Origin of the sequence: Amycolatopsis benzoatilytica AK 16/65 (assembly GCF_000383915.1) — a bacterium.
Taxonomy (GTDB): domain Bacteria; phylum Actinomycetota; class Actinomycetes; order Mycobacteriales; family Pseudonocardiaceae; genus Amycolatopsis; species Amycolatopsis benzoatilytica.
In genome coordinates this window covers 3,630,555-3,647,056 of record NZ_KB912942.1, presented here as the reverse complement: position 1 = coordinate 3,647,056, position 16,502 = coordinate 3,630,555, and the positions used below count along the sequence as shown (strand labels likewise).

Below are 16,502 nucleotides of genomic sequence, written 5' to 3'. Positions count from 1 at the left end.
GTGTGGAGCGTGGGACCTGATTCCGTAGTAGTCAAGCGATGGGGTGACGCAGGAAGGCAGCTCTGCCAGGCGATGGTTGTCCTGGTGTAAGCGTGTAGGCCGNNANNNAGGCAAATCCGNNTNNCANNAGGCTGAGACGTGATGCGTAGCCGTTTGAGGTGAAGCGAGTGATCCTATGCTGCCGAGAAAAGCCTCTAGTGAGTGCATGCACGGCCCGTACCCCAAACCAACACAGGTGGTCAGGTAGAGAATACCAAGGCGATCGGGTGAACTGTGGTTAAGGAACTCGGCAAAATGCCCCCGTAACTTCGGGAGAAGGGGGGCCAAGCGCGGTGATACCCCTTTGCGGGTGGAGCTGTGGTTGGCCGCAGAGACCAGCGGAAAGCGACTGTTTACTAAAAACACAGGTCCATGCGAAGTCGCAAGACGATGTATATGGACTGACGCCTGCCCGGTGCTGGAACGTTAAGAGGACCGGTTAACTCATTTCGGTGGGTGAAGCTGAGAATTTAAGCGCCAGTAAACGGCGGTGGTAACTATAACCATCCTAAGGTAGCGAAATTCCTTGTCGGGTAAGTTCCGACCTGCACGAATGGCGTAACGACTTTCCGGCTGTCTCGACCACAGGCCCGGCGAAATTGCATTACGAGTAAAGATGCTCGTTACGCGCGGCAGGACGGAAAGACCCCGGGACCTTTACTATAGTTTGGTATTGGTTTTCGGTTCGGCTTGTGTAGGATAGGTGGGAGACTGTGAAGCTCGGACGCTAGTTCGGGTGGAGTCGTTGTTGAAATACCACTCTGGTCGGATTGGGAATCTGAACCTCGGACCGTGATCCGGTTCAGGGACAGTGCCTGATGGGTAGTTTAACTGGGGCGGTTGCCTCCTAAAGAGTAACGGAGGCGCCCAAAGGTTCCCTCAGCCTGGTTGGCAATCAGGTGTCGAGTGCAAGTGCACAAGGGAGCTTGACTGTGAGACAGACATGTCGAGCAGGGACGAAAGTCGGGACTAGTGATCCGGCACCTCCTGGTGGAAGGGGTGTCGCTCAACGGATAAAAGGTACCCCGGGGATAACAGGCTGATCTTGCCCAAGAGTCCATATCGACGGCATGGTTTGGCACCTCGATGTCGGCTCGTCGCATCCTGGGGCCGGAGTAGGTCCCAAGGGTTGGGCTGTTCGCCCATTAAAGCGGCACGCGAGCTGGGTTTAGAACGTCGTGAGACAGTTCGGTCCCTATCCGCCGCGCGCGCAGGATACTTGAGGAAGGCTGTCCCTAGTACGAGAGGACCGGGACGGACGGACCTCTGGTGTGCCAGTTGTCACGCCAGTGGCATGGCTGGTTGGCTATGTTCGGAAGGGATAACCGCTGAAGGCATCTAAGCGGGAAGCCTGTTCCAAGATGAGGTATCCCACCCCTTTGTGGGTTAAGGCCCCCAAGAGACGATTGGGTTGATAGGCCAGAGATGGAAGCACAGTAATGTGTTGTCGAGTCGACTGGTACTAATAGGCCGAGGACTTGCCTACGAAGATGTTGCGCATCCACTCTACGGTTCTGAAACACCACACCGGCTGTCACCGGATACCGGGTGGCGGGTGTGTGTTGTTTCGGAGTGTTTCGGTGGTTTTAGCGTCAGGGAAACGCCCGGTCCCATTCCGAACCCGGAAGCTAAGCCTGATTGCGCCGATGGTACTGCAACCGAAGGGTTGTGGGAGAGTAGGACACCGCCGAACTCAACCAACAGGCTGGGTCCCGGTCGAGAACCCCCAACAGGTTCTCCCGGGGCCCAGCTTTTTTCATGCATCCACGACCACGCTCGAACAAGCAAGGCCCGGCCCCACCCAGGGGACCGGGCCCTTGTTGTTGCGTCAGGAAGAATCGCGTCCCGGACCGCGACAACATCTCGATCGAGTTGAAGCGTCCGGTCGGCGCGACCCAGTCAGCAGACCTCCGGCTACTGCCACGACAGTGCGCGCCGACAGTTGACTGCCATGTCCCGGCTCAGGAAATCGCTTCACGCACCGCCGGCGCGATCTCCTGTCCCCAGCGGCTGAGCGAGTCCCGGTCAGGCGTGCCGCCGCCGGGCGAGAAGAGCACGAATCCGGAAGCGCCGTGTTCCAGCACGGCACCGGTCAGTTCCTCGGTCCACTGCTCGACGGAACCGCCGATCCACCGGCCGTCCTCGCGACGGGTCGCGGCCAGCGGCTTTTCGGTGATCCGGCCGGGGAAGTTGTAGATCGTGCGGATCTCGGCGGGGTTTCGTCCGGCTGCCTTGGCGGCGGCGTCGACGACCGGACGCGAGGTCCGGTAGCGCTCGCTGAGCCAGTCCGCGGCGTGACCGGGGATCCAGCCGTCCGCGACGCGGCCGGTGGCGGCCAGTGATTTCGCGCCGACTGAACCGGTCCACACCGGCGGCGCGGCCACTGCGGCGGGTTCGATCTGCTCGACCTGATAGTGCTTGCCGTGGAAGGTGATCGGCGGCCCGCCGCCGGACAGCTTCTTGATCAGTACCGCTGCCTCCTCGAAGGCTTCGACCGCCTCGCCGGGGGAGAGACGGGCCACGCCGAGGTCGGCGATCCGGTCCCACAACCCGCCCGCGCCGAGCCCCAGCACGACGCGCCCGCCGGTGAGCGCGGACAGCGACGTCACCGCGCGGGCCAGCATCGGCGCGGGCCGGGACGGCAGGTTGGTGACGTTGGCGAAGCCGGCGAGTCGCTGAGTGCGGCCCAGAACCAGCGCGATCGTGGCGTAGGCGTCGAGGCGTTCGCCGAGGTACGGGTGGTCGGAGAGGGAAAACAGGTCGAGACCGTCGCGATCCGCCTGTTCGGTCATCGAAAGCAGTTCGGGTCCGTCGGCGATCGTGCTGTGCGCGCCGAAGCCGAAGACGACCGGGGGAAGAGACATGGCAGTGCCTTTCAGTTGTTTTTGGCGGCGCTGAACGGCGGAGCGAACCGGCCGGTGAACGGCCGGTCGTGGAACAGGGGTTCGGGGCCCGGCCGGGACGCGTCAGTGCGCGCAGCGATCCGGCGGTGTTGACGAACGCTTCGCGGGGTTCGACCAGCACGACGTCGGCCTAGCCGCCCAAGTGCTTTGGCCAGCGACCAGCCGCCGTAACTGCCGCCGCCGACCAGGACTGAACGATTCATGACCCACACCCCTTGGCGCTGTAGTTCGCAATACGAACCATAATAGTTCGTGATACGAACCGCAATCTGGTTCTTGGGGGTCAGGCGTTCGCGTCGAGGAAGACCATGGGAGCTTTGTTGTCGACCACGACCCGGCTCAACAGTCCGGCCAGGGTCTCCCGCTCGGTCTCGCCGAGGCCGGCCGCCAGTGCGTCGACCCGACGGCAGGTCTCGGCGTAGAACTCGTCGACCAGCCGGTGTCCGCGCATGGTGAGCCCGACCCGGACCGCCCGGGTGTCCTGCTCGTCCGCCATCCGCCGGACGAAGCCGTTGCGCTCGGTGCGGTCGACCAGTCCGGTGAGGCTGGACTTGGCCAGCCCGAGGGTGGCGCCCAGCTCGCTCATGCCCAGGGGGCCGGACATCAGGACGCAGAGCAGTTGTCCCTGCTGCTGGGTGATCCCGTATTCGCGGGCGGACGCGGCATAAACGGCGTCCACCAGGAATGCGGACCGGACCAGTCCGGCGACGACGCCCATCTGATCAGCACTGTTCGCCATCTGGCCAGGGTAGCGCACAGTTCGTGGTACGAACTTCCTGCGGACTGCAGCGCGGCGGCGACTGCTCTCCGCGGTTAGCCAATGACGGAGAAGAACGAGTACCGGTACCTGATGACTTTCGTGGAGACCGGGCCGGTCCGCCCGGCACGCACCTGCCGGGAGCCGGGCCCGGGGAACCGCCGGCCGGTCAGCGGTCGCGCTCGTCGAGCTGGGCGCGGAGTCCGGTGATGATCTCGCGGGCGTCGGCGAGTTCGTCCTGCAGGCCGACGATCCTGGCGGCGGAGGCGAGGGGGTGGCCGTCGTCCAGTTGCTGGCGCAGCCGCACGACCAGTGTCAGCTGGCGGCGGGAGTAGCGCCGGTGCCCGCCGCCGGAGCGTTCGGGGCGCACCACGGCCGCGGTGTCCAGGCTGCGCAAGAACGCCTGCTGCACGCCCAGCATTTCGGCGGCTTGGCCGGTCGTGTACGCCGGGTAGTCCTGATCGTCGAGACTCTCCAGTCCGGTCATGCGCGCCTCCTCGCCGGCAGCGTTGCCGCTGGTTCGGCTCAAGATTATCTCGACTCACTGCTTGACACAATCTACAGTCCGCGCTATAGAAATTGGGAGAGGCGATAGCTGACCTGGTGTCGAGACGACCGAGCCGGGGAGTGATCGACGATGCCGGACACCATCGGCCGCTGGGGCGGTCAGGGCGCGCCGCCCCGCGGATTCGTAGAGCTGGTCTGCGCCGACGCGGCCTGGCCGCGCGCCAAGTTCGGCGCGATCGTGGAGGCCGCCTTCGACCAGGTTCCGGTGCTTCCTCCGGCGCGCGGTGACCGCTGCGGCCCTCGGCGGCCCGCGGGCGCAGACGAGCGAGGCGGACCCGGTTTGCACCGGGCGTGGCCGCCGGAGCATCGGCAACGGTCGCCTCCGCCGCGATACGCACCCGGCGGAACACAGCGATGACATCGCTTGGGAGGTGATAGCACGGCGCGGCCGGATCCGGGTCGCTCCAGGCGGGAAGGTCTGCCACGACACGCGGCCGAGGAGGCTCGAACAGCCCCGGCGCGGCGTCTCGCGACGCATTTCCGCGGCTGATCCCGTCGCGTCCGGACGTGGCCGGCAGCGCCGTCTTGCGCACAGCTCGTCCTAGTTGCGTTTCACCCCGAACTGGTCCCGGCCCCGCCGCTGTCCCGGCGACGGGGCCGGATCGCCGAGGGTACGGCGAAACTGGCAGTCCAAAGTGGAAAGCGGAGAACAGCTCCAGCTACGGGAAAGAAATACCGAGCGATTGGCTGGCAGGGCAGAAAACAGGGAGAGCCCGCTTCCGATCGGCCGAGTGCGCCGGGCGGCGGGCGGCAGGGGAAGGAGAATGGAGGCGCATGGTCATGTTGATGCGGACTGACCCGTTCCGGGAGCTGGATCGGCTGAGCCAGCAGTTCTTCGGAGGCAACGGCACCGCGACCCGGCCGGCGGTGATGCCGATGGACGCCTACCGGTCCGGCAACGACTACGTGGTGCAGTTCGACCTGCCGGGCGTCGCGCCGGAGTCGATCGACCTGGACGTCGAGCGCAACGTGCTGACCGTGAAGGCCGAACGCAGGCCGGAGTACAGCGAGGACGCCGAGGTCCAGGTCTCCGAGCGGCCGCGAGGTGTCTTCTCCCGGCAGCTGTTCCTGGGCGACGCACTGGACACCGACCGGATCAAGGCCGAGTACGACGCCGGCGTGCTCACCCTGCGGGTGCCGATCGCCGAACAGGCCAAGCCCCGCAAGATCGCCGTCGGCGGCAACCGCGAAGCCCGGCAGATCAACGCCTGACCGGCTCGCCGGCGGAGGCCTGGCCTCCGCCGGCGAGGACAGCACGAGGAAAGCATCCGGAACCTGTCCAGTCACCGGCGGGAAGACCGCCGCAGCAAGCGGATCACCGCTTTCTCGATCCGCTCGCGCAGCACGTCGTCGGCGACCGCATCGGAGTCCGCCCTGCGCACCGTGCGGTAGATGGTGCGGTGGCTTTCGTACTCCCGCAGGACGCGCGGATCGACGTAGGAGCGTCGCGCGACGGCGGGAGTGTTGCCGAGTTCCTCTGCGACCTCCTTCATTGCCGCCGCGGCGGCCCGGGCCCGTCCTCGTTGCGACGCAGGCACTTCGCGGACGGCGAGAGCGACCGCGGCGAGCACCGTGGCGTTCCAGGTGCGCAGGTCCTTGACGGTGAACTCGTCGCCGGCGAGCTCTTTGAAACGCTCGTTGACCTCGTCGGCGTGCAGCTGGCGCCAGCCCTCGGCGGTGCGGTAGGCGAACAAGCGCGAGGTGCCGGTACGGCACCGGCGAAGCGAGCCGAGCACGGTCGCGAGTTCGCGATCGCGCATGCTCAGCGTCCGGACCAGTCCGCTTTTGGCCGGGTAGCGGAAAGAGAGCTCCTCGCCGGAAATCCGGACATGTTCGCGGAGCAGCGTCATGGCGCCGCGAGAGCCGTTCGTTTCGGTGTATTCCTCGCCGCCGCTGCGGAACACGCCCCGGTCGATCATCCGCAGCGCGGCAGCGGACACCCGGAGCCGGTCCAGGTGCGGTCGCCGCAGGTCGCTCCGGATCGCGTCGCGGACGCCGGGGAGCCTGCCGGCCAGCGCGAGCACCCGGTCGTGCTTCTCCTCGTCTCGCGCCCGGCGCCATTCGGGGTGGTAGAGGTACTGGCGGCGGCCCGCGTCGTCGACCCCGACCGCCTGGATGTGGCCGGTGCCGTGCGGGCAGATCCACACCCGGCGCCAGGCAGGCGGGATGACGAGCCGCTCGATGCGCTCGAGAGTGTCCGGGTCGGTCACGGGTGAGCCGTCCGGTGCGAGATAACGGAAACCCCGTCCCCGGCGCCGGCGCTTGAGACCGGGGGTGGACGGGTCGCTTCGCCGCAACCGCATAGCCGAGAGTGCCCGCGCCAGGCCGGTTCAAACGCGGTCCGGCGGGGGCTCGCCAGGCTCGTCGTTCTCCTCGGCCCGATCCGTCGCGACGCGCGCGTTGCGCGGGCGCAGCGGGTCGACCTCGACCGGATCGAGTCGCGGGTCGCGCAGGAACGAGCCGATCGCGGACTTGGCGACGGCGAGGATCGGGACGGCGAGCAGCGCCCCCGCGATGCCCGCGACCTCCAGGCCCACCGCGATGCCGACCACCACCGCCAGCGGGTGGAGCCGGACCGCGCGGCCGAGCAGGAACGGCTGCAGGACATGACTTTCCAGCTGCATCACCGCGACGACGACGGCGAGCACGATGAGCGCGGCGACGAAACCGTTGGCGACGAGCGCGACCAGCACGGCGACCGCGCCGGTGACCACCGCACCGAGGATCGGCACGAACGCGCCGATGAAGATCAGCGCGGCCAGCGGCACCGCGAGCGGGACCCCGACCAGCCACACGCCGATCCCGATGCAGACCGCGTCGACGCAGGCCACTGCCGCCGTGGCGCGCACGTAGCTGACCAGCGAGGCGTAGCCGCGCCGCCCGGCCACATCGACGTTGTCGCGGGAGGCGGCGGGCACGACGCCCAGGAGGAACCGCCATACCTGGTCGCCGCTGTAGAGGAAGAAGACGAGCACGAACAGGGTCAGCAGTATTTCGGTCAGGAGCCCGCCGACGGTGGCGGCGGTGGTGATCGCCCGGCTGGTGAGTTCGGCGGTGTTGCCCTGGAAGGACTTCACGGCTTCGTCGAGCAGTTGCTGGAGTTGGGCGTGCGACAGGTGCAGCGGACCGTGCTGCAGCCAGTCGTTGATGTTCGCGAGGCTGGCGCCGACCTGGTTCTGCAGCTGCGGCAGGCTGGCGGTGACCGTGGTGATCACCAGGGCGAGGACTCCGCCGACAACGGCCAGCCCGACGACGATCGCGACGAGCGTGGCCACCGCGCGGGGAACGTGCCAGCGCACGAGGCGGTCCACCAGCGGCGCGAACAACGCCGACAGCAGCAGGGCGATCCCGACCGGGACGGTGACGGTCGCGAGGTAGCCGAGCACCCAGGCGATCACCCCGAGCATGACCAGGACAACCAGGAAGCGCCATCCGGCCGCGGCGGCGACCCGCAGCCCCCACGGCACGCCCTCGGCGGCGTCCCGGCTTTGGCGCCGGCGCCCGCCGGCGATCCGGCGGGCTGGAACGTTTCCGTCCTGAACGGCCATCTCGCCACCTCTTGTCCCGTTGCCCGCCTGCGGAGCGCTCGTCCCGGCCGAGCGCGGGCACCAGGGCGAGCCCGGCGGCGGGCGGAGCCGCGTGCCGGGGCTCCGGGTGCAGGACTCGTCGCGGACCGTGCCCTCGGCGGTTTCCCGGCAGGCCCGGCACTCAACCGTCGGACCTGATCGTGTCCGGCGAACCGACCCCAGCGCGGGGCTGCCAAAAAGCCGCGTTCCGGGCGGTCAGCGGCGGGCACGCAGGACGCGGCTCGCGCGCAGCGCGCGGGACGGTTCGTCCTCGAACCCGGGCTGGCCGTCGAGATACCCGGCGACGAGGTCCGCGGCGGGGTAGTCGTCGATCTCGGCGAAACCGAGCGCGCGAAGCTGCGCGGCGATTTCGTCCGGGGCGAAGAAGCTGCGCAGCGGCTCGCCCTCGGCGGCGAGCCGGTCGGCCCGCTGCCGCAGGTGCGCGCGTTCCTCGTCGTTGTCCGCGGGCTGCAAGTAGTCGAAGACCACCTCGGCGGGGCGAGCCTGGCCGGCGATGTAGTCGAGGGTGGCCCGGGCGGCTGCCGGGGTCAGGTAGAAAACGACGCCGAGCCAGACGAAAACGGCCGGTTCGCTGCGCTGGAACCCGGCCGCTGCCAGCGCCGCCGCGAGCGTTCCGGTTTCGAAGTCGAGCGGCACGAAGGTCGCCGTCGCAGGGCAGTCGATCCCGGCCAAAGCGAGGCGTTCGCGTTTCCATTCCTGGGTCGCTGGATGGTCGACCTCGAACACCCGCAGATCCGGGTACGGGTTGCGGCAGCCGAAGGTGTCCAGTCCCGCGCCGAGGAACACCGCCTGCCGGACGCCGTCCGCGACAGCGTGGGCCACCCGGTCCTCGGCGAAGCGAGCGCGTGCGGCGAAGAACAGCCGGCGCGGCCGGTCGATTCCGGGCGCACCGGCTTCGCTGCCGACCAAACGTGCCACGAGCGGGTCGGTGAGGATTCGCGGCTGGTCGGCGACCTGGTGGACGGCGCGGGCCCACGCGGTGACGAGTGCGGTCCGGCTCGGCCCACCGTGCTCCATGCCCGCGAATCTACCCGCGCCGCCGCCCCAGCGCCTCCCGCTTCACGAAGCCGATCACCGCCGTAGCGAGGAACAGCACGGCGCCGACGACGATCAGCCAGAACAGTCCCTTGATCACGATGTCGATGACGGCGAGCGCGACCCAGATGACGAGCAGTGCGACAAGAAGGCCCATGTCCGTGCCTTTCCAGGAGAGCGTCGGACCGGCCGGATACCCCGTAGCGGGAAGGGGAAACCCGGGCTCAGGCGAGGAGCCGCCGGACCTCGGCGCCGCTGGCGAGCAGGTAGTCGAGCCCTTCCCCCGGCAAGCGCGTGCTCGACCGGGGCGGACGCGAGGATGCGCAGGGCGGGCGCCGCTCCGCAGGCTCCGTTCACGGCGCGGACGATGCGCAGGCCGGTCGCGTCCAGACCGGGAACCTCGGCCAGATCGAGGACCATGACCAGGATCCGGGGGTCGCCTTGTGCGTTCGCCACCGCGGCGGCCAGCCGGAATCCGGCGAGGATGCCGAGCGGCCCGCTGATCCGGACGACCTGCACCGTGCCGGTTTTTCCCGACCGCTTCACGGCTGGCCGCTCGCGCGAGCCGCTTGCGGCGCCCGGGTGCTCAGCACGACGATGCCGGCGACGAGCGCGACGAGCGCGGTCGCTTCGCCGGCGACAGCGGCGGCGTTGTGGGAGATCTGCTCCTCCAGCCACCGTGCGCCCAGGAACAGGCTGACCACCGGATCGAGCGCCAGCATCAGCGCGAGCGCGGGAGCCATCGCGACCCCGGCCCGGAACGCGTTCTGGCTCAGGACGAAGCCCGCGATCCCGCATCCGGCGACGGCATAGAGCGGCCAATCCGACAGCGCCGCGACCGGGCCGTGCGCGAAGTCGGCGGCCGTGAGCTTGGCCAGGCATGCGGTTGTCCCGAAGAGGACGCCGGTCGCGATTCCGAGGGCGAGCGCGCGTGGCTGGCCGGATCGCCAGAGCGCTGCCACGAGGCAGGCGGCGAGAATCGCGGCGAGCACCGTCGCGGACGGCAGGATTGCCGGGAAAGCCGGCTTGCCGTGCCCGGGCTGCGGGCGGGCCAGCAAGAGGAAGACGGCGACTCCGGCAGTGGTCAGCGCCGCCCCGGCCAGCACCACCCGGTCCGGGCGCTGTCTCGCCAGGGCGGAACTCACGAGCACCGCGAAAACCAGGCCGACGGCCAGCACCGGCTGGACGAGCACGAGCGGTCCGGTGCTCAACGCGACCCACTGCAGCACGACGCCCGCCGCGTTGGCGGCCAGCGACGCCAGCCAGAGCGGCTGTGCCGCGAGCGATCGGAGGATGCTCAGCCGTACCGCGCCGGCTCCTCGGGTCCGGCGGGCGCTGCGGTGCTGCAGCGCGCCGGTCGTGCCGAAGGCGAATGCCCCGGCGACCGCGGCCGGCACCGCCACCCACGACGACGTCACTGCCTGTTCCTGTTCATGGCTGCACGGCTACCCGCTGCCCGGCTGGCTACCCGTCCCAGCTCAGGATTGCCTGCCCAGGCCGCGGGTAACCGGTCCGGGGAGGTGCCGATGGAGTCGCTGACGGTCGGGGTCGAGGAAGAGTTCCTGCTCGCCGACCCGGACAGCGGGCGTCCGATGCCGGTCGTAGCCGAAGTGCTGGCCGCGACGGGGCCGCTCGCGGACGGAGCGGCGGTGCATCGCGAGCTGCGTGCGACGCAGGTGGAACATGCCACCGGGGTGTGCACGCGGTGGGCCGAGGTACGCGACCAGTTGACGCGCGGACGACAAGCGCTCTCCTCCGCCGCGGCGAGCGCGGGGTGCGCGTTGCTGGCGACCGGAAGCCCGGTCGGCGCGCTCCTCGCGGCCGCCGAACCGCGACCACCGGACCGGTACGCCCGGATCGACGAGCACTACCGAGGTCTGGTCGCCGACTACGAGGCGTGCGGTTGTCATGTGCACGTGGGGGTCCCGGACCCGGACACCGCGATCGCCGTGGTGAACCGCCTCGCCCGGTGGCTGCCGGCGCTGCTCGCGCTGTCGGCGAACTCGCCGTTCGACCGGGGCCGCGACACCGGCCTGCACAGCTGGCGGACCGCTCAGCAGACGCGATTTCCGGGCTCCGGGCTCTGCCCGCCTGCCCGCTCGCACGCCGAGCATCTGCGCCTGGTCGATTCGCTGGTGACGTGCGGCGCGTTGGTGGACCGGAAACAGACGTTCTGGCTCGCCCGGCCTTCGCCCCGGTACCCGACAGTCGAGCTGCGCGTCGCCGATGTCCCGTTGACCGTCGACGGCGCGCTGGTCCAGGCGGTTCTGTCCCGCGCAATCGTCGCCACCGCGCTGGACGAGCTGGCTCGCGGCGTCCCGGCGGATCCGCTGGATCCGCAGATCGGTGCGGCGGCCGTGTGGGCAGCCGCGCGGCACGGCGTCACCGGCGCGCTGGTCGATCCGGTGCATGCCAGGCCGTTGCCCGCCGCGCGCACGGTCCGCGGCCTGCTCAGCTACGTCGAGCCGGCGTTGCGGTTGTCCGGGGACTATCAGCTGGCGCACCGGCTGGTGTCCGCGATTCTGCGCGACGGCACCGGTTCGGTCGCGCAACGGAGGGCTGGGCTGGACCGGGCGGTGGCGCTGATCGCGAGACGCACTGCCGCGCCTTCGGAAGCGTGACCGCGGCCCGCGGCGGGTACCCGGAGCCGATGACGACCTCCCTCACCGCACTGCCCGGCGCGCGCGGTCCGGTGTCCGCGGCCATCCTGGGAGCATTGCGCGGCTCGGCCGCCCCCGCCGCGCCGGGGCTCGACGCCGCCGACCCGTTCGGCGACGACCTCCATCTCGCGCTGCACCTGTGCTACGAGCTGCACTATCGAGGTTTGCCCGGGGTCGCCGCGGAGCAGGAATGGGACCCGAAGCTGCTGGCTGTCCGGGCTTTGCTCGAGTCTCGGTTCGAGTCCGGGTTGCGCGACAGTCTTCCCGGCGGCACCGACGTCGAGGCCGAATTCGACGCGCTGCTCACCGAAACCGGTGCCGCGGGAGCAATCGGGTTCCTGGTGGCAGAGGGGCAGTGGTGGCACGTGCGGGAACTGTTCGCGCACCGCTCGGTCTATCACCTGAAAGAGGCCGATCCGCACGCCTGGGCCATCCCGCGGCTGTCCGGGCCGGCGAAGGCGGGACTGGTGGCCGTCGAGTTCGACGAATTCGGCGGCGGGCACGCGGATCGGGTCCACGCCGCGCTGTTCGCGGACCTGCTCGCCGCGGCCGGTCTGCCGAACGGCTATCTCGCGCTGCTGGAGCACGTGCCGGGACCGATGCTGGCGTTGGTGAACATGATGTCGATGTTCGGTCTGCACCGGGCGTTGCGCGGCGCGTTGGTCGGGCATTTCGCCGCGGCCGAAATCACCACCGCCCCGGCCGCGCGACGGATGGACCGGATCCTGCGCCGGCTCGGAGCTCCGGACGCCTGCCGGTTCTTCTACACCGAACACATCGAGGCGGACGCCGTGCACGAACAGGTCATGCGGCATGACGTCGCGGGCGGCCTGCTGGCCGCGGAACCGGAGCTGGCGGCGGACGTCGTGTTCGGGATCCAGGCGACCGGGTTGCTCGAAGAATACCTGGACGAGCATTTGGCCAGCTGCTGGCAGGACGGGCGTTCGTCGCTGCGTCAGCCGCTGCCCTGACCGCGGACGCGCTTGCGGTGGCTCGTGTCGCACCACGGGTACCGCTTGCTGCGCCGGCACGCGCACACCGCGACGACGAACCGGTCCGACCGCACGGTGCGGCCGTCCGGAGTGGACACCGCCACCGGACCCTCCACCAGAATCGGCCCGTCCGGCACGATCCGGACCCGCCGTTCATCGCGCGGCACGCAGCACCACCAGTTCCTCGGTGCGGTCCCCGGGCCGTACGAATCCGCGCTCGGTCAAATACCGCAGCCGCCCGGAAACCACCGGCCCGAACGGCACTTCCGCGCGCGCGACCACCTTGCTGCGCAGTCCGGCGGCGGCCAAGGCGTGCCGGCTTTTGTCCACATCGGACATCGTCGACTGCACTAGGTACAGCACACCGTTGCGGTTCAGCAGCGCCGGGGCGGCAGCACACAGCGGGTCGATCAGCTCGCGCCCGTCCGGCCCGGCGTCCCACGCGCGCGTCGAGCGGACCGCCGGGGCCGGGGACGGGACGTAGGGCGGGTTTACCGCGACGACGTCATACGGGCCGGCTGCCGCGGCCGCGGTGAGCCCGCCCCGGACGAGGCCGATCCGCAGTGCCCGAACGACGGCGTTCGCCCAGGCAGAAGCCAGTGCCCGCGACGAAACGTCCGTCGCGACGACGGCGGCCCCGGTCCGCGCCAGCCCGATCGCCAGCGCTCCGCTGCCGGTGCCCAGGTCCGCGCAGCGCAGCCCGGGGCCGATGCGCGGGTCCTCGGCCAGCACAGAGGCGAGCAGAGCGGTGTCGTGCTGCGGGCGGTACACCCCGGGCAACCGGAACAGTCCACCCGGCGGCCGGGGCTGCGGGTCGGCTCGAACAGGCGCGGACATCGGGACTCCCTTGGTCTCGGTCGGTCCGCCCGGATACCCGTGCCGAGGCGGGACAAACGCGTTCGCGCAACCGTCCAGTCAGGACCGGCCGGCACCGGACGGACGGAAAGCCGCCGCTCCGGCGCGCCGGCGGCACGGCTCCAGCACGTCCCGCTGATGCTCGGCCCGGTCGAGCAGGGCGTCGAAATCGACGTCGGGCAGCATCTCCCGCGCGGCCGCGAGATCCGCGACGGTGTGCCACAGAATCTTCTTCCCCTCGATGCCCATCGCGAGCGCCTCCATTTCGAAGAACCGGCTGAGCGGCGAGAATCCGCGGACCCGGCCGTTGCATTTGAGCCGGCCAGCCCGTTCCGCGGCGACCGCGAGCCAGGTCTTGACCGGATTCGGCCGGACGCCGAGCCGCCGCAGAACGCCTTCGAACGCGCTTACGTCCTCGGCGATCGCAGCGGCGACCTCGTCGAGCGCGGCCGCGAGATCCGTCTCCCGGTTGTTCCGTGCGGCGCGGAAGGCCAGTTCTCGCCACAGCACGCCCAGCGCCAGCTGATCATTGAGATAAATTCCGAGGAAGCGGTTCATCCTCTCTGCCCTTCCGCGCGCGACCCGTTCGAACGGGCGCATACCCGGTGGGCGCCGGTTCACACCTTTGCGGTTCGGGATCTCGCTGTCGTTGCGCGCGAATAATCAGTGCTGCTCTGTCGTTGAGTGTGTTCGGGGTGACGGCGGCGTGGCCTCCGCTTGCTCTCCTGCGCTGCTTTGGAGTTGCTCAAACGCGCGTTGCGGTCGTGGTCTCGCTCGCGAACGTGCAGCCGAGTCCGCCGCGGTGCCGGTCGAGCAGCCACTGCGTACGCAGACCTGCCGGACGCAGACCTCGCCGGTGAGCTCGCCGCTCATCTCGCTGCTGCGAAGCGGCGTGTAGCGCGAGACCGCGCAGGAGCTCTCGGCGGCGCGCACCGCAGGCCTCGAGCCAGTAGCCGGTGTGGCTTCGGTGTCAGCCGTTGCGTCCGCGCCACTGTGCGGCCTGGCCCGCGACTCGGCTCTGCCGCGAGCAGGGGGCAAGCGGATCGCGAGAAGCTCGGAGCACTTCGTGTGTCAGTCGGTGCACGCGACGCGGAGAAGTCATGCGGTGGGCGCGTCTTCACGGACCAGTCCCTCGCTGCGGAGGTCCTGCCACAGCTCGGCAGGGAGGAGAGTCTCGAGCCACTGCGCGGTCGCCGCCTGCTGGTCCGGTGTTCGGGAGCCGATGCAGATCGAGGCGACTGCGGGGTGTGCGGCCGCGAACTGGAGAGCGACTGCTGGGAGCGGGACATGGTGGCGGTCGCAGATCGCCTGTAGCCGGCCTGCGCGTTGCAGGATGTCCGGTGGTGCGGGTGCGTAGTTGAACTTCGCTCCAGGCTTGGGGCCGGTCGCCAGGACACCGCTGTTGTAGACACCGCCGAGGATCACTCCGATGCCGCGGTCAAGGCACAGGGGGAGCAGGTCGTCGAGCGGCTCCTGCTCGAGCAGCGTGTACCTTCCGGCGAGCAGGGCGCAGTCCGCGTCCATCCGGCGCAGCGCTTCGGCGCACACGTCCGCCTCGTTGACACCGACGCCGATGGCCTTCGTCACGCCTTCGTCCCGAAGTCGTTCCAGCGCCCGGGCACCGCCGGTCATAGCGGTTTCGAACATGTCCGGCTGGGCGTCGCCATGGGTGTAGCGGTCGATGTCGTGCAGCAGAAGGATGTCGACGCGATCGACCAGGAGGCGTTGCAGGCTGTCCTCGACCGATCGCAGCACCCCGTCATAGCTGTAGTCGTAGGTGACCGCGAACGGGGCGGGGTCGGTCCACAAACCCGAGTCGAAAGTACCCGGCGCGGCCGGCCGCAACACCCTGCCGACCTTGGTGGACAGGAAGAATTCCTGCCGTGGCCGCTCCCGCAGGGCGTGGCCGAGCCGATACTCGCTCAGCCCGTGCCCGTAGAGAGGTGCGGTGTCGTAGTACCTGATGCCGAGTTCCCATGCCTGGTCGACCATCCCTCGCGCATCCGCTTCCCGGAACGGGCGAAGGAAGTTGCCGATAGGCGCTGCGCCGAAGGACAGCAACGACGGGTCGATGCCGGTCCGGCCGAGGGTCCTGCGTTGTGCGACGTGCATTTTCCGCCCTTTCCCAGTGTCCGCCTACTTCGGTTCGCTGGCTGTCGGTCCGACGTGCCGACCGTGGTCGAGCGATGCGATCCGGGCCAGATCCGTTTCGTCAAGCGCGAAGCCGTGAACCTGTGCGTTGGCCCGGATCCGCTGAGGGGTCACGGATTTCGGCAGGGCGACGGTCCCGAGCTGCAGGTGCCACCGGAGAACCACTTGTGCAGTGGTGGTCCGATGCCGGCGCGCTATATCGGCAATCACCGGATCGTCCAGGACGGCCGCGCGTCCGAGCGGCGCCCATGCCTGGGTGACGATCCCCTGTGCGCGATGTAACTCCCGCAACTCGGTTTGCGGCAGGTAGGGGTGCAGCTCGATCTGGTTGACCGCGGGCACGATCGTCGTCCCGCGCAAGAGAGATTCAAGCTGGCTGGTGCTGAAATTCGACACTCCGATCGAGCGGGCCCTTCCGTCGCGGGCAAGATCTTCCAGCGCACGCCAGGTATCGCGGGTGAGCGCCGGATCGGATGCGGGCCAGTGGATCAGGTAGAGGTCGAGGTAGTCCGTCTCGATCTCCGCGAGGCTGCGTTCAAATGCCTGAACGGTGTGCTCGTATCCGTGCGAGTCGTTCCACACCTTCGACGTCAGGAACAACTCCGAGCGTGCGATGCCGCTTCGGCGGAGCGCGAGTCCGACCGCACGCTCGTTCCGGTAGTAGGAGGCCAGGTCGAAATGGCGGTAACCGGCGTCGAGCGCGGTCGCGACGACAGTCTGGGCGACATCGTCGGCGATCCGGTATGTGCCGAGGCCGAGCTGCGGCATGAGGGTGCCGTCGTTGAGTTCGACAGCGGGGATCGGGTGGTTGGGTGCGGAACGGGCCAACTTCGGTGCTCTCCGATCTGGGGTGGTCTCGTGGTCGCGGCTCGAGATCGGGCACTGGGCGGAGGCGGTGCGCAAGATCTTCCCGAGGCCGGACGCAGACGGCCAGGGAGATCATCGCGAGGCCACAC

General features: G+C 69.2%; 16 protein-coding genes and 2 rRNA genes (1 of these 18 only partly in view). 5 read left to right on the top strand and 13 right to left on the bottom strand.

Annotated features, from left to right (window positions below; all coding sequences use genetic code 11):
- Positions 1-1,525, top strand: a 23S ribosomal RNA gene (locus AMYBE_RS0116650) (it extends 1,598 nt beyond the left edge of the window).
- A 90-nt stretch (positions 1,526-1,615) separates the two neighbouring features.
- Positions 1,616-1,732 (top strand): 5S ribosomal RNA (gene rrf / locus AMYBE_RS0116645).
- A 268-nt stretch (positions 1,733-2,000) separates the two neighbouring features.
- Here the strand turns inward: rrf and AMYBE_RS0116640 are convergent.
- From AMYBE_RS0116640 to AMYBE_RS0116630, 3 genes are all read right to left on the bottom strand, one after another.
- The gene (locus AMYBE_RS0116640; RefSeq protein ID WP_020660523.1) at positions 2,001-2,903 is read right to left on the bottom strand and encodes an LLM class flavin-dependent oxidoreductase; all 903 of its coding nucleotides are present in this window, start codon (positions 2,901-2,903) and stop codon (positions 2,001-2,003) included.
- A 322-nt stretch (positions 2,904-3,225) separates the two neighbouring features.
- Positions 3,226-3,681 (bottom strand): MarR family winged helix-turn-helix transcriptional regulator, encoded by a 456-nt coding sequence (locus AMYBE_RS0116635; protein WP_020660522.1) that lies wholly within the window; start codon positions 3,679-3,681, stop codon positions 3,226-3,228.
- Positions 3,682-3,868: 187 nt separating this feature from the next.
- Positions 3,869-4,186 (bottom strand): helix-turn-helix domain-containing protein, encoded by a 318-nt coding sequence (locus tag AMYBE_RS0116630; RefSeq protein WP_020660521.1) that lies wholly within the window; start codon positions 4,184-4,186, stop codon positions 3,869-3,871.
- Between the two features lie 860 nt (positions 4,187-5,046).
- Here AMYBE_RS0116630 and AMYBE_RS0116620 point away from each other — a divergent pair.
- Positions 5,047-5,478, top strand: coding sequence for an Hsp20/alpha crystallin family protein (locus AMYBE_RS0116620; protein WP_027927727.1), 432 nt, complete (start codon positions 5,047-5,049; stop codon positions 5,476-5,478).
- A gap of 71 nt (positions 5,479-5,549) precedes the next feature.
- On the opposite strand, the gene AMYBE_RS0116615 is transcribed toward AMYBE_RS0116620, so the two are convergent.
- The 5 genes from AMYBE_RS0116615 to AMYBE_RS0116595 form a co-directional block, all read right to left on the bottom strand.
- Positions 5,550-6,569: a DNA topoisomerase IB gene (locus AMYBE_RS0116615; protein ID WP_027927726.1), complete on the bottom strand. Its 1,020-nt coding sequence runs from the start codon at positions 6,567-6,569 to the stop codon at positions 5,550-5,552.
- A 27-nt stretch (positions 6,570-6,596) separates the two neighbouring features.
- The gene (locus AMYBE_RS0116610; RefSeq protein ID WP_020660517.1) at positions 6,597-7,814 is read right to left on the bottom strand and encodes an AI-2E family transporter; all 1,218 of its coding nucleotides are present in this window, start codon (positions 7,812-7,814) and stop codon (positions 6,597-6,599) included.
- Between the two features lie 234 nt (positions 7,815-8,048).
- A complete protein-coding gene (locus AMYBE_RS0116605) occupies positions 8,049-8,870 on the bottom strand; it encodes a class I SAM-dependent methyltransferase (RefSeq protein ID WP_020660516.1) in 822 nt (273 codons plus the stop codon).
- Positions 8,871-8,880: 10 nt separating this feature from the next.
- Positions 8,881-9,045, bottom strand: a complete 165-nt coding sequence (locus tag AMYBE_RS45445; protein WP_020660515.1) for a hypothetical protein — start codon at positions 9,043-9,045, stop codon at positions 8,881-8,883.
- A 385-nt stretch (positions 9,046-9,430) separates the two neighbouring features.
- A complete protein-coding gene (locus AMYBE_RS0116595) occupies positions 9,431-10,306 on the bottom strand; it encodes a DMT family transporter (protein WP_020660514.1) in 876 nt (291 codons plus the stop codon).
- A 108-nt stretch (positions 10,307-10,414) separates the two neighbouring features.
- Between AMYBE_RS0116595 and AMYBE_RS0116590 the strand changes: the two genes are divergently transcribed.
- Both AMYBE_RS0116590 and AMYBE_RS0116585 read left to right on the top strand, forming a co-directional pair.
- Positions 10,415-11,509, top strand: coding sequence for a carboxylate-amine ligase (locus AMYBE_RS0116590; protein ID WP_020660513.1), 1,095 nt, complete (start codon positions 10,415-10,417; stop codon positions 11,507-11,509).
- A 29-nt stretch (positions 11,510-11,538) separates the two neighbouring features.
- Positions 11,539-12,519, top strand: coding sequence for an iron-containing redox enzyme family protein (locus tag AMYBE_RS0116585; RefSeq protein ID WP_027927725.1), 981 nt, complete (start codon positions 11,539-11,541; stop codon positions 12,517-12,519).
- Here AMYBE_RS0116585 and AMYBE_RS0116580 read toward each other — a convergent pair.
- The 5 genes from AMYBE_RS0116580 to AMYBE_RS0116560 all read right to left on the bottom strand — a co-directional run bounded on the left by AMYBE_RS0116580 (position 12,504) and on the right by AMYBE_RS0116560 (position 16,314).
- A complete protein-coding gene (locus AMYBE_RS0116580; RefSeq protein ID WP_020660511.1) occupies positions 12,504-12,707 on the bottom strand; it encodes a CDGSH iron-sulfur domain-containing protein in 204 nt (67 codons plus the stop codon). The genes AMYBE_RS0116585 and AMYBE_RS0116580 overlap by 16 nt on opposite strands.
- Positions 12,694-13,377 (bottom strand): methyltransferase, encoded by a 684-nt coding sequence (locus tag AMYBE_RS0116575; protein WP_051124724.1) that lies wholly within the window; start codon positions 13,375-13,377, stop codon positions 12,694-12,696. The genes AMYBE_RS0116580 and AMYBE_RS0116575 overlap by 14 nt, the downstream gene beginning before the upstream one ends.
- Before the next feature lie 78 nt (positions 13,378-13,455).
- On the bottom strand, positions 13,456-13,953 hold the full coding sequence (locus tag AMYBE_RS0116570; protein ID WP_020660509.1) for a hypothetical protein: 498 nt from the start codon (positions 13,951-13,953) through the stop codon (positions 13,456-13,458).
- A gap of 540 nt (positions 13,954-14,493) precedes the next feature.
- Complete coding sequence (locus tag AMYBE_RS0116565) at positions 14,494-15,507, bottom strand: aldo/keto reductase (RefSeq protein WP_020660508.1); 1,014 nt, start codon at positions 15,505-15,507, stop codon at positions 14,494-14,496.
- A gap of 24 nt (positions 15,508-15,531) precedes the next feature.
- Positions 15,532-16,314, bottom strand: coding sequence for an aldo/keto reductase (locus AMYBE_RS0116560; RefSeq protein ID WP_051124956.1), 783 nt, complete (start codon positions 16,312-16,314; stop codon positions 15,532-15,534).
- Between the last annotated feature and the right edge of the window lie 188 nt (positions 16,315-16,502).